The organism is Vibrio sp. CDRSL-10 TSBA (genome assembly GCA_039696685.1).
GTDB lineage: Bacteria > Pseudomonadota > Gammaproteobacteria > Enterobacterales > Vibrionaceae > Vibrio.
This window is the reverse complement of the sequence record CP155566.1, coordinates 2,659,291-2,677,689: the sequence shown is the minus strand read 5'-3', so window position 1 is coordinate 2,677,689 and position 18,399 is coordinate 2,659,291. Positions and strand designations below refer to the sequence as shown.

General features: G+C 51.3%; 7 protein-coding genes and 8 pseudogenes. All 15 read left to right on the top strand.

Going from position 1 to position 18,399, the window contains the following annotated elements:
- Positions 1–27 precede the first annotated feature (27 nt).
- A complete protein-coding gene (gene frr / locus ABDK09_20125) occupies positions 28–585 on the top strand; it encodes a ribosome recycling factor (GenBank protein XAW89145.1) in 558 nt (185 codons plus the stop codon).
- A gap of 95 nt (positions 586–680) precedes the next feature.
- Positions 681–1,434: pseudogene (uppS, locus tag ABDK09_20120) on the top strand (polyprenyl diphosphate synthase).
- 16 nt (positions 1,435–1,450) lie between these two features.
- A complete protein-coding gene (locus ABDK09_20115; protein XAW89144.1) occupies positions 1,451–2,293 on the top strand; it encodes a phosphatidate cytidylyltransferase in 843 nt (280 codons plus the stop codon).
- A gap of 51 nt (positions 2,294–2,344) precedes the next feature.
- Positions 2,345–3,554, top strand: a pseudogene (ispC, locus tag ABDK09_20110) (1-deoxy-D-xylulose-5-phosphate reductoisomerase).
- Positions 3,551–4,910 (top strand): annotated as a pseudogene (rseP, locus tag ABDK09_20105) (sigma E protease regulator RseP). Before ispC ends, rseP begins: the two co-directional pseudogenes overlap by 4 nt.
- Positions 4,911–4,958: 48 nt before the next feature.
- A pseudogene (gene bamA / locus ABDK09_20100) lies at positions 4,959–7,374 on the top strand (outer membrane protein assembly factor BamA).
- Positions 7,375–7,388: 14 nt separating this feature from the next.
- Positions 7,389–7,899 (top strand): annotated as a pseudogene (locus ABDK09_20095) (OmpH family outer membrane protein).
- Between the two features lie 10 nt (positions 7,900–7,909).
- The gene (gene lpxD, locus ABDK09_20090; protein ID XAW89143.1) at positions 7,910–8,944 is read left to right on the top strand and encodes a UDP-3-O-(3-hydroxymyristoyl)glucosamine N-acyltransferase; all 1,035 of its coding nucleotides are present in this window, start codon (positions 7,910–7,912) and stop codon (positions 8,942–8,944) included.
- 115 nt (positions 8,945–9,059) lie between these two features.
- Positions 9,060–9,491: a 3-hydroxyacyl-ACP dehydratase FabZ gene (gene fabZ / locus ABDK09_20085; protein ID XAW90791.1), complete on the top strand. Its 432-nt coding sequence runs from the start codon at positions 9,060–9,062 to the stop codon at positions 9,489–9,491.
- A 1-nt stretch (position 9,492) separates the two neighbouring features.
- Positions 9,493–10,282 (top strand): annotated as a pseudogene (gene lpxA / locus ABDK09_20080) (acyl-ACP--UDP-N-acetylglucosamine O-acyltransferase).
- A gap of 160 nt (positions 10,283–10,442) precedes the next feature.
- Positions 10,443–11,583 (top strand): annotated as a pseudogene (gene lpxB, locus ABDK09_20075) (lipid-A-disaccharide synthase).
- 54 nt (positions 11,584–11,637) lie between these two features.
- Positions 11,638–12,258: a ribonuclease HII gene (gene rnhB, locus ABDK09_20070; GenBank protein XAW89142.1), complete on the top strand. Its 621-nt coding sequence runs from the start codon at positions 11,638–11,640 to the stop codon at positions 12,256–12,258.
- A gap of 95 nt (positions 12,259–12,353) precedes the next feature.
- Positions 12,354–15,833, top strand: coding sequence for a DNA polymerase III subunit alpha (dnaE, locus tag ABDK09_20065; GenBank protein XAW89141.1), 3,480 nt, complete (start codon positions 12,354–12,356; stop codon positions 15,831–15,833).
- A 44-nt stretch (positions 15,834–15,877) separates the two neighbouring features.
- Positions 15,878–16,838 (top strand): annotated as a pseudogene (accA, locus tag ABDK09_20060) (acetyl-CoA carboxylase carboxyl transferase subunit alpha).
- Between the two features lie 165 nt (positions 16,839–17,003).
- Positions 17,004–18,305, top strand: a complete 1,302-nt coding sequence (gene tilS / locus ABDK09_20055; protein ID XAW89140.1) for a tRNA lysidine(34) synthetase TilS — start codon at positions 17,004–17,006, stop codon at positions 18,303–18,305.
- Positions 18,306–18,399 lie beyond the last annotated feature (94 nt).

Genomic DNA, 18,399 nt, shown 5'->3' with positions numbered 1-18,399 from the left:
AGATGAAATAAGAATTAAGGTGAAATTGTGATTAATGAGATCAAACAAGACGCTCAAGAGCGTATGGACAAAAGTGTAGAAGCACTAAAGAACAACCTGAGTAAGGTTCGTACTGGCCGTGCGCACCCAAGCCTGCTATCTGGCATCTCAGTTGAGTACTACGGTGCACCAACGCCTCTTAACCAAATTGCTAACGTCGTAGCAGAAGATGCTCGTACTCTGGCAATCACCGTATTCGACAAAGAGCTGACGCCAAAAGTCGAAAAAGCGATCCTGATGTCTGACCTGGGTCTGAACCCAATGTCAGCAGGTACGGTAATCCGTGTACCACTGCCACCACTGACTGAAGAGCGTCGTCGTGATCTGGTTAAAATCGTACGTGGTGAAGCTGAAGGCGGTCGTGTTGCTGTACGTAACATTCGTCGTGACGCGAACGCGGATCTGAAAGCCCTGCTGAAAGAGAAAGAAATCTCTGAAGATGAAGATCATAAAGCGCAGGACGAAATTCAGAAACTGACTGACGCTGCTGTTAAACGCATTGATGAAGTGCTGGCAGCAAAAGAAAAAGAATTGATGGAAGTATAATTTCCGATTAATTTCAGTGATAAAAGCGCTGTGCTCGCAGCACAGCGTTTTTTTATGCTACTCTTCATCATCTTTTTTGTCGTCAATACGTTCCTATGCAAAATTCGCAACTCTCTTCAGATGTTTTACCTCAGCACATTGCAATCATTATGGATGGCAACGGGCGCTGGGCGAAAGCGCAAGGTAAACCTCGAGTCTTCGGCCATAAAAATGGCGTCTCAGCTGTTCGAAAAACCATCTCTACTGCAGCGAAACTAGGCATCAAAGCGGTCACCCTCTTTGCATTCAGCAGCGAGAACTGGCGTCGTCCTGAAGAAGAAGTCGGTGTGTTAATGGAGCTGTTCATCACAGTTTCTGTCGACCGAAGTCAAAAAATTGCACAAGAATAACCTGCGTCTCCGTATCATCGGCGACACACGTCGTTTTAGTGAGCGGCTGCAGAAAAAAATTGCCCAGGCGGAAGCCCTGACTGCCAATAATACCGGTTTGGTGGTCAATATTGCCGCCAACTATGGCGGTAAGTGGGACATTACTCAGGCCACACGTGAAATCGCCCGTAAGGTCGCATGCGGTGAAGTGGATCCATCGCAGATTGATGAAGCCATGATTACCCAGCATCTGACCATGGCCGATATTCCGGAAGTGGACCTGTTGATCCGCACCAGTGGTGAATGCCGCATCAGCAACTTTATGTTGTGGCAGCTGGCGTATGCAGAAATGTATTTCACGCCGCAATACTGGCCTGAATTTGGTGAAGACAGCTTAATTGAAGCAGTGACCTGGTTTGTGAACCGCGAGCGCCGATTCGGCTGCACTGGTGAGCAGGTTAAGGCACTGATGGAATCATAGAATAGGATTTCTGAGTTTGAAGCAAAGAATTATAACCGCGCTCATTCTTGCCCCTCTGGTGATTGCCGGCATTGTCTATTTGCCGCTGGCTTGGTTTGTGGCCGCTCTGGCCGTAGTTACCTTATTGGGCTTTTGGGAGTGGACTCAGTTTGTTGAGCACTCTTCACGTTACTCTGCGCTGTTACCGGCGGTTATCGTTGGTGGAGCAAGCTTTTTTATTATTTCTCCGGCAGCCGCCGATCTACGTGAGCCTTCAACGCTGCATTATGCTGTATTAGTGCTGGGTACGCTGTGGTGGCTGTACTCAAGTTTTCTCGCGATCACTTATCCGAAATCACGTAGCTGGTGGGAAGGCTGCAATGTCTCACGCCATGCGTTTGGGCTGCTGACCCTGCTGCCGTTTTTCTGGAGCGTGGTGTTTCTGCGTGCAGAGCAGATAGACAGTGATTTTTTCCACGGTGCCAAACTGGTGCTGTTTGTGTGCCTGATCGTCTGGTCGGCCGATAGCGGCGCCTATTTTTCCGGAAAAAGCTTCGGTAAACACAAAATGGCTCCGGCGGTGAGTCCGAATAAAACCATCGAAGGTCTGGTGGGCGGTGTGATCGCTGCCATGCTGGTTGGTTGGGTGTTTGCGGATCTGTTCGCCATTGAATTCAGTTCTTTACCGGTTATGTTGCTGACCATTTTGCTCACTGTGGTTATCTCGGTGCTGGGTGATTTGGTCGAGAGCATGTTTAAACGTGTCTCCGGCATCAAAGACAGCAGCAACATCATTCCCGGACACGGTGGTATTCTGGATCGTATCGACAGCCTGACGGCTGCTTTCCCTGTATTCGCTCTTCTATACTTCTTGTTCTAATGTTTGAGCAGGCATTTGGCCTGCTCATCTTTAATCACAACGGTTTTTGCTATGCGTAAATTAACGATTCTGGGGGCAACGGGTTCAATCGGAGCCAGTACGCTCAAGGTAGTCGCAGAGAATCCTGAACAATTTACCGTGGTCGCACTGGCGGCAGGTGGCAATGTTGACAAAATGCGTGAGCTTTGCCAGCGTTGGCAGCCGAAATATGCGGTGATGGCCACGGCGCAAGCCGCGCAGACACTGCAGGCGCAACTGCGTGAACTTAAGCTGAATGTCGAGGTGCTGTACGGCACTGACGCTATGTGTCAGGTTGCTGCCTGCGATGAAGTCGACACCGTGATGGCGGCGATTGTCGGTGCAGCAGGGCTGCTGCCGACCATGGCCGCGGTCAAAGCCGGTAAACGCGTTTCTGCTCGCCAATAAAGAAGCCCTGGTGATGTCCGGCCAGCTGTTTATTGACGCAGTGGAAGAGTTCGGCGCAGAGCTGATGCCGGTCGACAGCGAGCACAATGCGATTTTCCAGTGCCTGCCAGTGGAAATTCAGACTCGTCTCGGACGTTGTGATCTTGCCCAAAGCGGCGTTTCTCACATTCTGCTGACCGGCTCCGGTGGTCCTTTCCGTTATAGTGATATCAACACGTTATCTGATGTGACGCCGCAGCAGGCGATCGCCCATCCAAACTGGTCGATGGGGCCCAAAATTTCGGTCGATTCCGCCACTATGATGAATAAAGGTCTGGAATTTATTGAAGCCAAATGGCTGTTTAACGCGGCGCCGCAGCAGCTCAAAGTGCTGATTCATCCCCAGTCGGTGATTCACTCCATGGTGCAGTACCGTGATGGTTCTGTGATTGCCCAGCTAGGTGAGCAGGACATGGCGACACCGATTGCTCATACTCTGGCGTATCCGGAGCGGGTCGGAGCCGGAGTGGCTCCGCTTGATTTTACCCGTTTGAGTGAACTGACTTTTATGGATGTCGATTACCAGCGCTATCCGTGTCTTAAGCTGGCCATCGACGCCTGCTACGAAGGCCAGCATGCCACGACTTCACTCAATGCGGCGAATGAGGTGGCGGTTGAGGCATTTTTGAACGGTCAAATCCGGTTTACTGATATCGCAACTATTAACCAGCAGGTGTTGTCTAAAATTTGCGGCATGAATAATCCGTTACATTCCTATACCTTGGAAAGCCTGTTGGAGCTGGATACAATGGCTCGCAGTCTGGCATCTCAGGAGTTAAAAGAGCGATTGTTATGAGTGGCATATTGTGGAATCTGGTGTCGTTTATTGTTGCCCTGGGCATTTTGGTGGCTGTGCATGAATACGGCCATTTCTGGGTAGCAAGAAAATGTGGTGTCCGGGTCGAAAAATTCTCGATCGGCTTTGGTAAGTCTATCTGGAAACGGATCGGTAAAGATGGCACTGAGTACAGTATTGCCATGATTCCGCTGGGTGGTTACGTCAAGATGCTCGACGGGCGTGTCGATGATGTAGCGCCAGAAACAGCAGCAGTTTGCGTTTGATAAAAAGCCGCTCTGGCAACGCAGTGCGATTGTCAGTGCCGGTCCGGCATTTAACTTTATCTTTGCCGTGTTTGCCTACTGGCTGGTATTTATGATCGGCATCCCGGCCGTTAAGCCGGTGGTCGGTACTGTAACCCCGTATTCGATCGCTGCCGATGCCGGCCTGCAGTCGGGGATGGAAATTAAATCCGTCTCCGGGGTGGAAACGCCGGACTGGGAATCGGTGAACATGGGGCTGATTTCCCATATTGGCGATCAGCGCATGACGATGACGGTTTCTTCACCAGACGGTGTCGGTGTCGACGAAATCAAAACTTTTGACCTGAGCAGTTGGAACTTTGATCCTGAATCAGAGTCTGCTATGGGAGCGCTTGGATTTAATCCATTTACCCCTGCAATTTCGCCGGAGTTGACCAGTGTGTCTGCCGGCGGAGCCGGAGAGCGCGCCGGATTACAGGTAGGGGATGTGCTGACCCGCATTGACGGTCAGCCGATTACAGACTGGCAACAGGTGGTTGAGGCGATTCAGGCACACCCTGAGCAATCCTTGACGCTTGACCTTGAGCGTGATCAGCAGAGCCTGTCGGTAGAGCTGAATCCACAGGCGCGAGAGCTGTCTCAAGGAAAAGTGATTGGTTTTGCGGGGATTGCGCCAAAAATCGCAGATTGGCCGGAAAATTATCGATTTGAACTGCAATTTGGTGTATTTGAATCGATCGGAAAAGCGGTTGATAAAACCGGGCAGATTATTGATCTGACGATCAGCATGCTGAAAAAACTGCTGGTAGGGGATGTCGGCCTGAATAACCTGAGTGGCCCGATTTCGATTGCCAAAGGGGCCGGGACGACCGCGGATTACGGTCTGGTCTACTTCCTTGGTTTTCTGGCGTTGATCAGCGTTAACTTAGGGATCATTAATCTGGTTCCTCTGCCGATGCTTGATGGCGGCCACCTGCTGTTTTTTGCCATTGAGGCTGTCATTCGTCGTCCGGTACCGGAAAGAGTACAGGAAATGGGCTACCGCATCGGTGGTATGATCATTTTCTCTCTGATGGCCGTGGCAATATTTAACGATTTTACTCGCCTGTGATTGATACGCATTAGGCAAAGGTTGTAGTAAGGACTAACTAAAACAAATATGGCAATGAAAAAAATCCTGTTCGCGACACTGCTCGCAACAAGCGTGTCAGCGCACAGTGCCGAAAACTTTGTTGTGCAGGACATTCAGATTGAGGGTTTGCAACGCGTAGCGCTGGGTGCCGCATTATTGAAAATGCCGGTACGGGTTGGCGATACCGTGGATTCTCAGGACGTGGCCGAGATCATTAAAGCCCTTTACGCCTCCGGTAACTTTGAAGATGTCAAAGTGCTGCGTGACGGCGATACTTTGATGGTGCAGGTCAAAGAGCGTCCGACAATTGCTAGCGTCTCTTTTTCCGGCAACAAGGCGATTAAAGAAGAGCAGTTGCAACAGAACCTGGATGCTTCCGGCATTCGCGTTGGTGAGGCACTGGATCGCACTAAGCTGAGCAACATCGAAAAGGGCCTGGAAGATTTCTACTACAGTGTAGGTAAATACAACGCCACGGTTAAAGCGGTTGTCACACCGCTGCCACGTAACCGTGCCGACCTGAAATTTGTCTTCACCGAAGGTGTCTCGGCTAAAATTCAGCAGATCAACTTTATCGGTAATGATGTCTTCTCAGATGAAGAGCTGCGCTCGCGTTTTAATCTTAATGTGGATGTCGCGTGGTGGAACTTCCTGTCTGATGATAAATATCAGAAGCAGGTTTCTGGCCGGTGATATTGAAGCGCTGCGCTCCTTCTATCTCGATCGTGGTTACCTCAAGTTCCAGGTGGACTCGACCAACGTTTCTATCTCACCCGATAAAAAGGGTGTGTATATCACCATGAACCTCAACGAGGGTAAGCCTTATACGGTGAAGGATGTCAAATTCCGTGGTGAGCTGATTGGCAAAGAAGATGACTTTAAAGCCATGATCCCGTTTGAGATGGGTGAAACCTATCAGGGGTCGGCGGTGACACAGCTGGAAGAGTCAATCAAACGTGAACTGGGTGAAGCAGGTTATGCTTATCCTCAGGTGCGGACTATTCCTGAATTTGACGATGAAACACAGCAGGTATCTTTGGTGATTAACGTTGAAACGGGCAAACGTATGTATGTACGTGATATCCGTTTTGTCGGTAACAATGCGACCAAAGATGAAGTACTGCGCCGTGAGATGCGTCAGATGGAAGGCTCCTGGCTGAACTCGAAAGCGATTGATACCGGTAAAGCCCGTCTCAACCGTCTTGGTTTCTTTGAAACCGTTGATGTGCAGACGGTACGTGTACCGGGTACTGATGACCAGGTTGACCTGGTGTATAACGTCAAAGAAGCCAACTCGGGCAGCGTCAACTTTGGTGTTGGCTACGGTACCGAATCAGGCGTGAGCTTTACCGTGGGTCTGACTCAGGATAACTTCCTTGGTACCGGTAACCGGGTTGGTATTAACGCGACCACCAACGATTATCAGCGTAACATCACGCTGGAATATCGTGACCCGTACTGGAACATCGACGGCGTCAGCCTGGGCGGCAAAGTGTTCTTCAACAAGTTTGAAGCATCAGAAGCCGGTATTGTTGACTATACCAACGAAAGTTACGGCACCAGTCTGACCTGGGGTTTCCCGTTTGATGAACTGAACCGTTTTGAGTTTGGTGTCGGCTACACCCACAACAAGATCGGTAACCTGACGCCTTACCTGCAGGTTGAGCAGTTCCTGCGTGCTCAGGAAAGCAACATGGACTCAGACGGCAGTCTGATCACCGATGACTTTGATATCAACGTGGCCTGGACCCGCAATAACCTTAATAAAGGTTACTTCCCGACCGCAGGTAACTATCAGCGTGCGTCGGCCAAAATGACCGTACCTGGCTCGGATGCCAAGTACTTTAAACTGCAATATGATGTGCGTCAGTACATTCCGCTGACCAAAAAGCATGAGTTTACGCTGTTACTGCGTGGCCGCTTAGGTTACGGTAACGGCTATGGTCAGACCGACGGCAAAGATAACCTCTATCCGTTCTATGAAAACTTTTACGCAGGTGGCTTTACCTCGCTGCGTGGATTTGGCTCGAACTCTGCTGGTCCTAAAGCGGTGTATCGTGATTACTCCGGCTCGAACAACGGTGCGGATACCGCGACCGATGATTCAGTGGGCGGTAACGCGGTTGCCCTCGGCAGCGTGGAGCTGATCGTTCCGACGCCTTTCGCATCGGATGAAGCACGTAACCAGATTCGTACCAGTATTTTCTACGATATGGCCAGCGTGTGGGATACCGAATTTGACTACCGTGATGGTGGTGCCGCTTACGGTGCTAACTATTACTACGATTACTCGGATCCAACCAACTACCGCTCATCTTACGGTGTGGCGCTGCAATGGATGTCGCCGATGGGACCACTGGTGTTCTCACTGGCGAAACCTATTGAGAAATACGAAGGTGACGACGAAGAATTCTTCACTTTCACAATCGGACGAACCTTCTAATAGAGGAAGCTATTTTGAAAAACATCATCAAAGCTGCAGGTGTTAGCCTTATTGTACTCAGCTCTTCATTTATTGCGCAGGCGGCTGAAGCTGCGCAAAAAGTGGGTTTCATTAACACTGCACAAGTCTTCCAGGCTCTGCCACAGCGTGATGTGGTTCTGCAAAAGATGCAGGAAGAGTTCAAGGATAAAGCGGCTGAACTGCAAAGCATTCAGGCTGAAGCTAAGACCAAAATCGAGAAACTGAAACGCGATTCAGAAACTGATGAGCGAAGCAGACGTAGAGAAACTGCGTATTGAGATTGGTCAGCTGGACAGCAAATACAAGATCAAAGCTCAGGCACTGGATCAAGCGTCTAAGCGTCGTGAAGCAGAAGAGAAGCAAAAACTGTTCAAAGTGATTCAGGATGCAGTACAAAAAGTAGCGGAAAAAGATGGCTACGATATGATCATTGACGTGAGTGCAATGCAATACGGCAAGCCTGAGTACAATATTTCCGAACAAGTTATCAAAGCAATTAAATAATTAAATCATTATGACAACACTAACTTTAGCCGAATTGGCAACGATTACTGGGGGCGAGGTTCACGGTGACAGCAGCGCAGTGGTATCTGCCGTTGCGCCGATGAATCGCGCACAGCAGGGAGATGTAACCTTCCTGTCAAATCCGAAATACAGTAAACACCTGGCAGAGTGTCAAGCCACCGTGATCATGGTGAAAGCGGCGGAGCAGGCGCTATGCCCATCCAACGCTCTGGTGGTTGCAGACCCTTATGTGGCGTTTGCTAAGGTGGCACAGGCTCTGGATACCACTCCGGCGCCGGCTAAAGGCGGCATTGCACCGAGTGCAGTGGTGGCCGAGGACGCTAAGTTAGGAAGTAATGTTTCAATTGGCGCCAATGCGGTGATTGAATCTGGCGCTGAGCTGGGTGATAACGTGGTAATTGGCGCAGGTTGCTTTATTGGCCAAAATGCTAAGCTGGGTAACAATACTAAGCTGTGGGCTAACGTCAGTATTTATCATGATGTGGCTATCGGTACGGACTGCCTGGTGCAGTCCGGCACTGTGATTGGCTCGGATGGTTTCGGTTATGCCAATGAGCGTGGCGAGTGGATTAAAATTCCTCAGCTTGGCTCAGTGCGTATCGGTAACCGGGTTGAAATCGGGGCGTGTACCACCATTGACCGTGGTGCACTCGATGATACCGTGATTGAAGATAACGTTATTCTCGATAACCAACTCCAAATCGCCCACAACGTGCACATCGGATATGGTACAGCCATGGCCGGTGGTACTATTGTGGCCGGTAGTACGACGATCGGTAAATACTGTATCATCGGCGGCGCGTCGGTAATTAACGGCCATATCACGATAGCAGACGGTGTTACCATTACCGGTATGGGGATGGTGATGCGCAGTATTGATGAGAAGGGCATGTACTCTTCAGGCATTCCGCTGCAACCTAATAAAGAGTGGCGTAAGACAGCAGCTCGCGTTCATCGTATTGATGAGATGAATAAGCGCTTAAAGGCGGTAGAGAAGCTGCTTGAGCAAAAAGCGGAATCATAATTCCGGTTTTTTGTTAAAAAGGCTCGCAATATGCGAGTCTTTTTCGTCTATAATGCCCTAATTAATTTTTGTATTGATAAATAGGAATATGACTTTGACTACTGAAAAGAAAATGATGAATATCACTGAAATTCAGGAGCTTCTTCCACACCGTTATCCTTTTCTGCTGATTGATCGCGTAACGGATTATGAAGAAGGTAAATACCTGATTGGCCTTAAGAATGTTTCAGTGAATGAACCTCAGTTCACCGGTCATTTTCCCCAGCTTCCAGTCTTTCCTGGTGTACTGATCCTTGAAGCTATGGCACAGGCAACCGGCCTGCTGGCATTCAAAACCTTCGGTGCGCCAAAAGAAAACGAGCTGTACTACTTTGCCAGCATCGACAACGCAAAATTCCGTAAACCAGTGGGTCCTGGTGACCAGCTGATGATTGAAGTGGAATTCGTTAAAGAGCGTCGCGGTATCGCACTGTTTAATGGCGTTGCGAAAGTTGACGGTGAAGTGGTGTGTTCAGCTGAACTGAAATGTGCACGCAGAGAATTTTAATATGATCCACGAAACGGCACAAATCCACCCGGCAGCGGTGGTCGAAGACGGCGCAGTGATTGGCGCTAATGTCACGGTTGGGCCATTTACTTACATTACTGCCGGCGTCACCATTGGTGAAGGCACGGAAGTGATGTCGCATGTTGTGATCAAAGGCAACACAGTAATCGGCAAAGACAACCGCATTTTCCCGCATGCTGTCATTGGTGAAGAGAACCAGGACAAGAAGTACGGCGGCGAAGATACGCGCGTTATCATCGGTGACCGTAACGTCATTCGTGAAGCAGTCCAGATCCACCGTGGTACCACGCAGGATAAACACGAAACCGTGGTCGGCAACGACAACCTGCTATGTGTTAATGCGCACATTGCGCACGATGTGATTGTGGGCAACCACACGCACATTGGTAACAACGCGATTCTGGGCGGTCACGTGACCGTGCATGATTACGCAGGTGTCATGGCTCTGTCAGCGATTCACCCGTTTCTGCTCAGTCGGCGCTTATGCCTACATCGGCGGCTGTTCTGCCGTGGTTCAGGATGTACCGGCTTACGTGCTGGCGCAGGGTAACCATGCGTCTCCGTTTGGTCTTAACCTGGTTGGTCTTAAGCGTAACGGCTTTGAAAAAGCAGAAATTCGAGCTCTGCAAAAAGCGTACAAAGAGATCTACCGCGCCGGTAAAACTCAGGCTGAAGCCCTGGTCGTACTGAAAGAGATGGCGGCTGAGTGGTCATCTGTGCAGAGCTTTGTTGACCTGCTGGAGAGCTCTGAGCGTGGCATTATCCGCTAAGCTCGGCTAATCCGATGATGGAAAAAGATCGTCCGCCTGCGGACGGTCTTTTTGTGTTTTATAGCCCGGCGTGTTTTGTGCGTCATGTTTTTTGGACAGCCGCTTTTTCTCAAAGCTGCTGCCCAAAATGCATAAGTTAGTTTTATAGAGGACATTCGGCGTGAAAAAACCACTACGTATCGGCATTGTGGCAGGTGAGCTATCCGGTGATACCCTGGGCGAGGGCTTTATCAAAGCCGTTAAAGCCCGCTATCCGGATGCTGAGTTTGTCGGCATTGGTGGTCCGAAGATGATGGCCCAGGGCTGTCAGTCTCTGTTTGATATGGAAGAGCTGGCGGTGATGGGACTGGTGGAAGTGCTTGGACGTCTGCCGCGTTTGCTTAAAGTCAAAGCAGAGCTGGTTAAGTATTTCACCACTAATCCGCCGGATGTGTTTGTCGGTATCGATGCGCCGGATTTCAATCTGCGCCTTGAGCTCGATCTTAAGCAGGCCGGGATCAAAACCGTGCACTACGTCAGTCCGTCTGTCTGGGCCTGGCGCCAGAAGCGCATCTTTAAAATTGCAGCTGCGACCAATCTGGTACTGGCGTTTCTGCCGTTTGAGAAAGCCTTCTACGATAAATTTAATGTGCCGTGTGAGTTTATTGGTCATACCCTGGCCGATGCGATTCCTTTCCAGAGTGATCAGCAGGCGGCGCAGCAACTGCTGGGCCTTGATCCGGCGAAGCGCTGGCTGGCTGTGCTGCCGGGCAGCCGGGGCAGTGAGATGAAAATGCTGGCCGAGCCGTTTATTCGCACCTGTCAGCGTTTGCAGCAGAGTTATCCGGACCTCGGTTTTGTTGTCGCTCTGGTCAATCAGAAACGACGTGAACAATTTGAAGCGGCCTGGCAGGCGATAGCCCCTGAACTGCACTTTGTTTCTGGTCGATGATACCGCGCGTAATGTGATTACGGCATCCGACGCGGTGTTGCTGGCGTCGGGGACGGTTGCGCTGGAGTGCATGCTGCTCAAACGCCCTATGGTGGTTGGTTACCGGGTCAATGCTATCACGGCATTTCTGGCTAAACGACTGCTTAAAACCAAGTACGTTTCGCTGCCGAATATTCTTGCCGAGCAGGAGCTGGTCAAAGAGCTGCTGCAGGATGACTGCACCGTGGATAACCTCTACCGGGAAGTCAGCCAGTTACTCGACAGCGACAACCGGGTGATGCTGGATAAATTTGACCAGATGCATCACTGGATTCGTAAAGACGCCGACCAGCAGGCGGCGCAGGCCGTACTCGCTCTTGTTCAACACTAATTAAAGCATTCAACACTAATCACACAATCCAACATTTCAGGCTCAGAGCAGATTATGGCGAAAAAACCGCAACAAGAACTTCCTCCGTATCAGATTCCGGCCGGTTTCCACTGTATTGCCGGTGTGGATGAAGTCGGGCGCGGCCCGCTGGTCGGCGATGTGGTGACCGCGGCAGTCATTCTCGATCCTAATAATCCGATTGCCGGACTCAACGACTCGAAGAAATTGTCGGAGAAAAAGCGCCTGGCGTTGCTGCCGGAAATTCAACAAAAAGCGCTGGCCTGGTCGGTCGGTCGCTGCAGCCCGCAGGAAATCGACGAGCTGAATATCTTCCAGGCCACCATGCTGGCGATGCAGCGGGCAGTGGAGGGGCTGGCAATACAGCCGGACCTGGTGCTGGTCGACGGCAATAAGATCCCGGCGCTGCCTATGGCGGCTGAAGCTGTGGTCAAAGGCGATTTGCGTGTGGCGCAGATCAGTGCGGCGTCGATCATAGCTAAAGTGGTGCGCGATCAGGAGATGGAAGAGCTGGATAAGGCCCATCCCGAATTTGGTTTTGCCCAGCATAAAGGTTATCCGACCAAGGCCCATTTTGCGGCCATTGAGCAACATGGCGTCATTGCCGAACACCGGCGCAGTTTCGGCCCGGTTAAGCGGGCTCTTGGTCTCGACTAGCCAATGGCTGAGACAGGAATAAGCCCTGTATCTCAGCGCAGATTTACGTAGAATAAGCGCCAGTTAAATTTATCAGTACCCCAGGACAGAATTAAATGTCAGACCCAAAGTTTATCCACTTACGTGTTCACAGTGATTTCTCCATGGTTGACGGCCTGTCAAAAGTGCCGCCTCTGGTGAAAAAAGTGGCAGCAATGGGCATGCCGGCAATGGCCCTGACCGACTTTACCAACCTGTGTGGTCTTGTGAAGTTCTATGGCACTGCGCATGGCTGTGGCATCAAGCCGATTGTCGGCGCTGACTTTGCCGTGCGTTCTGACGAGTTTGGTGATGAGCTGACCCGCATTACTGTCCTGGCTAAAAATAATCAAGGCTACAAAAACCTGACCCTGCTGATCTCCGATGCGTATCTGCGTGGTCATGTTCAGCACCAGCCGGTGATTGATAAAGAGTGGCTGGTGAAATATTCCGAAGGCCTGATCCTGCTGTCCGGTGCGAAAAGCGGTGATATCGGCCGTGCGCTACTGAAAGGTAACCAGGCGCTGGTGGAGAAATGTGTCGAGTTTTACCAGACCCATTTCGCTGACCATTTTTATCTTGAACTGGTACGTACCGGGCGTGCCGATGAAGAAAGTTATCTCCATTTTGCGCTTGAACTGGCTGAGCAGGCCGACCTGCCGGTGGTGGCGACCAACGACGTGGTATTTCTTGAACCGGAACAGTTCGATGCCCATGAAATCCGGGTGGCGATTCACGATGGTTACACCTTAGAAGACCCGCGCCGGCCAAAGAACTACAGCGCGCAGCAGTATCTGCGCAGCGAAGAAGAGATGTGCAATCTGTTTGCCGATATTCCGGAGGCACTGGAAAACAGTGTCGAGATTGCCAAGCGCTGTAACGTGACTGTACGTCTGGGCGAATATTTCCTGCCGGCATTCCCGACTGAGGGGATGCTGGAAACGGAATTCCTGGTCAAAAAGTCGCAGGAAGGCCTCGAAGAGCGTCTGGAATTCCTGTTTCCGGATCCGGCCGTGAGAGCCGAGCGTCGCCCGGCTTATGATGAGCGTCTGGAGATCGAGCTGCAGGTGATCAACCAGATGGGATTCCCGGGTTACTTCCTGATCGTAATGGAGTTCATCCAATGGTCGAAAGATAACGATATTCCGGTAGGCCCGGGGCGGGGCTCAGGTGCTGGTTCTCTGGTGGCTTACGCCCTGAAAATCACCGATTTGGATCCGCTTGAATACGATCTGCTGTTCGAACGCTTCCTTAACCCGGAGCGGGTATCCATGCCCGATTTCGACGTCGACTTCTGTATGGATAAACGCGATCTGGTGATTGATCACGTGGCGGAAATGTACGGCCGCGATGCGGTATCGCAGATCATCACCTTTGGTACCATGGCGGCGAAAGCGGTAATTCGCGATGTTGGCCGGGTGCTGGGGCATCCGTTTGGCTTTGTCGATCGCATCTCGAAAATGATCCCGCCGGACCCGGGTATGACGCTGGAAAAAGCGTTTAAAGCCGAACCGGCCCTGCCGGAGCTGTACGAAGCCGACGAAGAAGTTAAAGAACTGATCGATATGTGTCGCATTCTGGAAGGGTGTACACGTAACGCCGGTAAACACGCGGGCGGGGTGGTGATTTCCCCGACCTCGATTACCGATTTTGCACCTCTGTATTGTGATGCTGAAGGCCACCATCCGGTGACTCAGTTTGACAAGAACGACGTCGAATACGCCGGTCTGGTTAAGTTTGACTTCCTTGGCCTGCGTACCCTGACCATCATCGACTGGGCGCTGGGGCTGATTAACCCGCGGCGTGAAAAAGCCGGTGAGGCGCCGGTGCGTATCGAGTCAATTCCGCTGGCTGATCCGGCCTCGTTCCGGGTCTTACAAAACTCAGAAACCACCGCGGTATTCCAGCTCGAATCGCGCGGTATGAAAGAGCTGATTAAACGTCTGCAGCCGGACTGTTTTGAAGACATCATCGCACTGGTTGCCCTGTTCCGTCCGGGCCCGCTGCAATCGGGCATGGTAGATAACTTTATCGACCGTAAGCATGGTCGTGAAGCCATCTCCTATCCGGATGAAAAATGGCAGCACGAGTCGCTGAAAGAGATTCTGGAGCCGACCTACGGCATCATTCTCTATCAGGAACAGGTCATGCAGATCGCCCAGGTTCTGGCTGGCTATACCTTAGGTGGCGCGGATATGTTGCGCCGGGCGATGGGTAAGAAAAAACCGGAAGAGATGGCTAAGCAGCGCGCTGTGTTCCAGTCAGGGGCCGAAAATAACGGTGTTGACGGCGAACTGGCGATGAAAATCTTCGATCTGGTGGAAAAATTTGCCGGATACGGGTTTAACAAATCGCACTCAGCCGCCTATGCTTTAGTATCGTACCAGACGCTATGGCTCAAAACTCACTATCCGGCGGAGTTCATGGCAGCGGTAATGACCGCGGATATGGACAACACCGAGAAAGTGGTGGGCCTGGTCGATGAGTGTATGCGCATGGGGCTGACCGTATTGCCACCGGACATTAACTCCGGCCTGTATCGGTTTAACGTCGATGATGCCGGCGCGATAGTGTATGGTATCGGGGCGATTAAAGGTGTCGGTGAAGGGCCGATTGAAGCGATTCTGGAGGCTCGATCTAAAGGCGGTTACTTCAAGGACCTGTTCGATTTCTGTGCGCGGATTGATCTGAAAAAAGTCAACAAACGGGTGATTGAGAAGCTGATTCTGGCCGGCGCCATGGACCGTCTCGGGCCGCATCGCGCGGCGCTGATGGCTTCATTGAGCGATGCGGTGAAATCAGCCAGTCAGCATCACCAGGCGGAAGCATTTGGCCAGACCGATATGTTTGGTGTTCTGACCGATGCGCCGGAAGAGGTGGAGCAGAAGTACACCCAGGTCGATGAATGGCCGGAAAAAGTGTGGCTGGAAGGTGAACGCGAGACATTGGGTCTTTACCTGACCGGGCATCCGATTAATGCGTACCTGAAGGAACTCAACAAGTACACCAGTTGTCGATTGAATGAGGCGACGCCAACCCGACGCGATCAGTCGGTGACTGTGGCTGGTCTGGTCATCGCAGCACGGGTCATGACGACCAAACGCGGTAACCGGATTGGTATCATGACAATTGATGATCGTAGCGGCCGGATGGAAGTGATGTTATTTTCCGATGCGCTGGATCGCTATGCAGAATTGTTAGAAACAGATAAAATTTTGGTTATTTCCGGACAGGTCAGCTTTGATGACTTCAACGGTGGCCTTAAAATGTCGGCGCGCGAAGTCATGGACTTGGGTAGCGCGCGTGAAAAATATGCCCGAGGCTTGTCGGTTTCGATTGAGCAATCGCAGATCAATGAGCAGTTTTTTGAGCGCTTTAGTCACATCTTAGAGCCTCACCGAGCAGGGACTGTCCCTGTCAATGTATACTACCAGCGCCCAGATGCGCGAGCACGCCTGACGTTAGGCACTGAGTGGCGTGTCACTCCAAGCGATACATTGTTAGACGAATTAAAACAGTTGCTTGGCAAAGACCAGGTAGAACTCGAATTTAACTAAAATTCAGCTGCGCCATTGCGAGCTGAGTAAAAAAGGATCGGTAGATGAGCCTAAATTTTCTAGAATTTGAAAAACCTATTGTAGAACTTGAAGCTAAGATTCAGGCGCTACGTGATGTTTCACGTCACGGCGGCGATACTTCAGTCGATCTGGAAAAAGAGATTGAACAGCTAGAAAAGAAAAGCCTGGAGCTTAAAAAGAAAATCTTCAGTGACTTAGGTGCATGGCAAGTAGCGCAGATGGCACGCCATCCGCAGCGTCCTTACACTCTGGATTACATCGAGAATGTATTCACTGAGTTTGACGAAACTGGCTGGTGACCGTGCCTTTGCTGACGATAAAGCTATTGTCGGCGGTATGGCTCGTCTGGACGGTCGTCCGGTGATGGTGATTGGTCACCAGAAAGGTCGCGAAACGCGTGAAAAAGTGAAACGTAACTTTGGTATGCCAAAGCCGGAAGGTTACCGTAAAGCTCTGCGTCTGATGGAGATGGCTGAGCGTTTCAACATGCCAATCATCACCTTCATCGATACAGCAGGTGCGTATCCTGGTGTTGGCGCGGAAGAGCGTGGTCAGTCTGAAGCGATCGCGAAAAACCTCAAAGTGATGGCAGGCCTGACGGTACCTGTTATCTGTAACGTTGTGGGTGAAGGCGGTTCAGGTGGTGCACTGGCAATCGGTGTGGGTGACTACGTTAACATGCTGCAATATTCAACCTACTCAGTGATTTCGCCAGAAGGTTGTGCCTCGATTCTGTGGCGTGATTCAGACAAAGCGCCTCAGGCTGCAGAAGCGATGGGCCTGGTTGCTCCTCGTCTGAAAGAGCTTGAGCTGATTGATGAAATCATTGAAGAGCCGCTGGGTGGCGCGCATCGTGACCACGTACAGACGGCTGCTAATATGAAAGCGACGCTGCTGCGTCAGCTGGAAGATCTGGAAAAGCTGGATCAAGAGTCTCTGCTTGAGCGCCGCTACCAGCGTCTGATGAGCTACGGTTACTGCTGATTAGCATACCGCTCTGCGCGATAACGATAAAAGGTCGGACTCAGTCCGGCCTTTTTGCTTTTAAGTCAATCAAATAACCTGGCGGCCTGTGCTGCCAGAGTGAGGCTTTGTGTATATACTGGAGCAGATACACACGCTTTTCCTTACCTGTTCGATCAAAGAGTCATGATGGATCTATACGCTCATTTCAGTCAGTCCCTGAGTCAGCATCCGGCCCGGCACTATGTGCTGGCGTTGAGTGGTGGCGTTGACTCGCGGGTCATGCTGGAACTGCTGGCACGTTACCGCGCGCAGCACGGTACCCTTATCTCAGCGGTGCATGTTCATCATGGCCTCAGTACTAATGCCGATGAGTGGGCTGAGCAGTGCCAGGCCTGGTGCGACGCGTTAGCGGTTCCCTTATGCGTTGAGCGGGTGAACTTCGAGACAGGTCAGGGTGACAGTATTGAACAGCTGGCGCGCCAGGCGCGTTATGCGGCGTTGTCTGGCCATATTGACCAGCACAGTTGTCTGCTGCTGGGCCAGCACAGTGATGATCAACTGGAAACCTTCTTACTGGCACTCAAGCGCGGCAGCGGTCCGAAAGGACTGGCTTCAATGCCGCGCAGCGCTGCGTTTGGCCAAGGCCGGTTGCTGCGGCCGCTGCTCACTGTCGCCAGGAGCGATATAGAAGCGTTTGCTGCGCAGCAGCAGTTAGCCTGGGTGGAAGATGAAAGTAATCTCGATACCCGTTATGAGCGTAATTTTCTCCGTCATGAGGTGACACCGCTGCTCACTCAGCGCTGGCCCGCTATTCGTCAGGCGGTGCAGCGCAGTGCGGAACTGTGTGCTGAACAGGAAGGCGTACTGGCTGAATTACTCACGGATGCGCTGCAGCAGGCGCTGCACGCCGACGGAAGTCTCGCGATTGACAGCCTGACCAGACACAGTGCTGCGGTGCGGCGGCAATTGCTGCGCGCCTGGCTGAACCGTCATGAGTTGAATATGCCAAGCCGTATCCAGACTGATATCATCTGGCATGAAGTGGCGCAGGCTGAGCAGGATGCGAATCCTAAGCTAAAATTAGGGCTGTATGACATCCGGCGTTTTAATCGCCGTTTATATTGTGTTGGCCAGCAGGCCGATGTCTCCGCCTGGGGTCGGCAGATTAAGCCTGACCAGGTACTTGATTTACCAGATGATATAGGGCAACTTGTGTTGCGTGTCACACCTGGTGGTAACCTGCGTATTCCCGCCGAGCCGGAACATTTACGGGTCATTTTTGAGCCGCAGGGATTATCGGCTTGTCCGGTGGGAAGAGCCGGTTCACGCAAACTGAAAAAGCTGTTTCAGGAGTATCAGATTCCGAGTTGGCAGCGACGCCGGATACCGATACTCATGTATCAGCAACAGGTTGTTGCTGTGGCCGGTCTGTTTGTTGAGCGTGATTTCAGCGGCAGTGATGGTGAGCTCATCTGGCAGCAGTGATATTTGGGTGTAAAAACAGCGTATATAGCTATTTATCTTACTATAGCAATTTGTCTTACTATAGATATTTGTCTTATGTATCTTATTTGTCGTA

What these genes read in the sequence shown, in the direction of transcription:
- lpxD (XAW89143.1), top strand. Translation starts at nt 7,910, where the DNA reads ATGACAACACTAACTTTAGCCGAATTGGCAACGATTACTGGGGGCGAG.
- tilS (XAW89140.1), top strand. Translation starts at nt 17,004, where the DNA reads ATGATGGATCTATACGCTCATTTCAGTCAGTCCCTGAGTCAGCATCCG.
- rnhB (XAW89142.1), top strand. Translation starts at nt 11,638, where the DNA reads ATGGCGAAAAAACCGCAACAAGAACTTCCTCCGTATCAGATTCCGGCC.
- dnaE (XAW89141.1), top strand. Translation starts at nt 12,354, where the DNA reads ATGTCAGACCCAAAGTTTATCCACTTACGTGTTCACAGTGATTTCTCC.
- fabZ (XAW90791.1), top strand. Translation starts at nt 9,060, where the DNA reads ATGAATATCACTGAAATTCAGGAGCTTCTTCCACACCGTTATCCTTTT.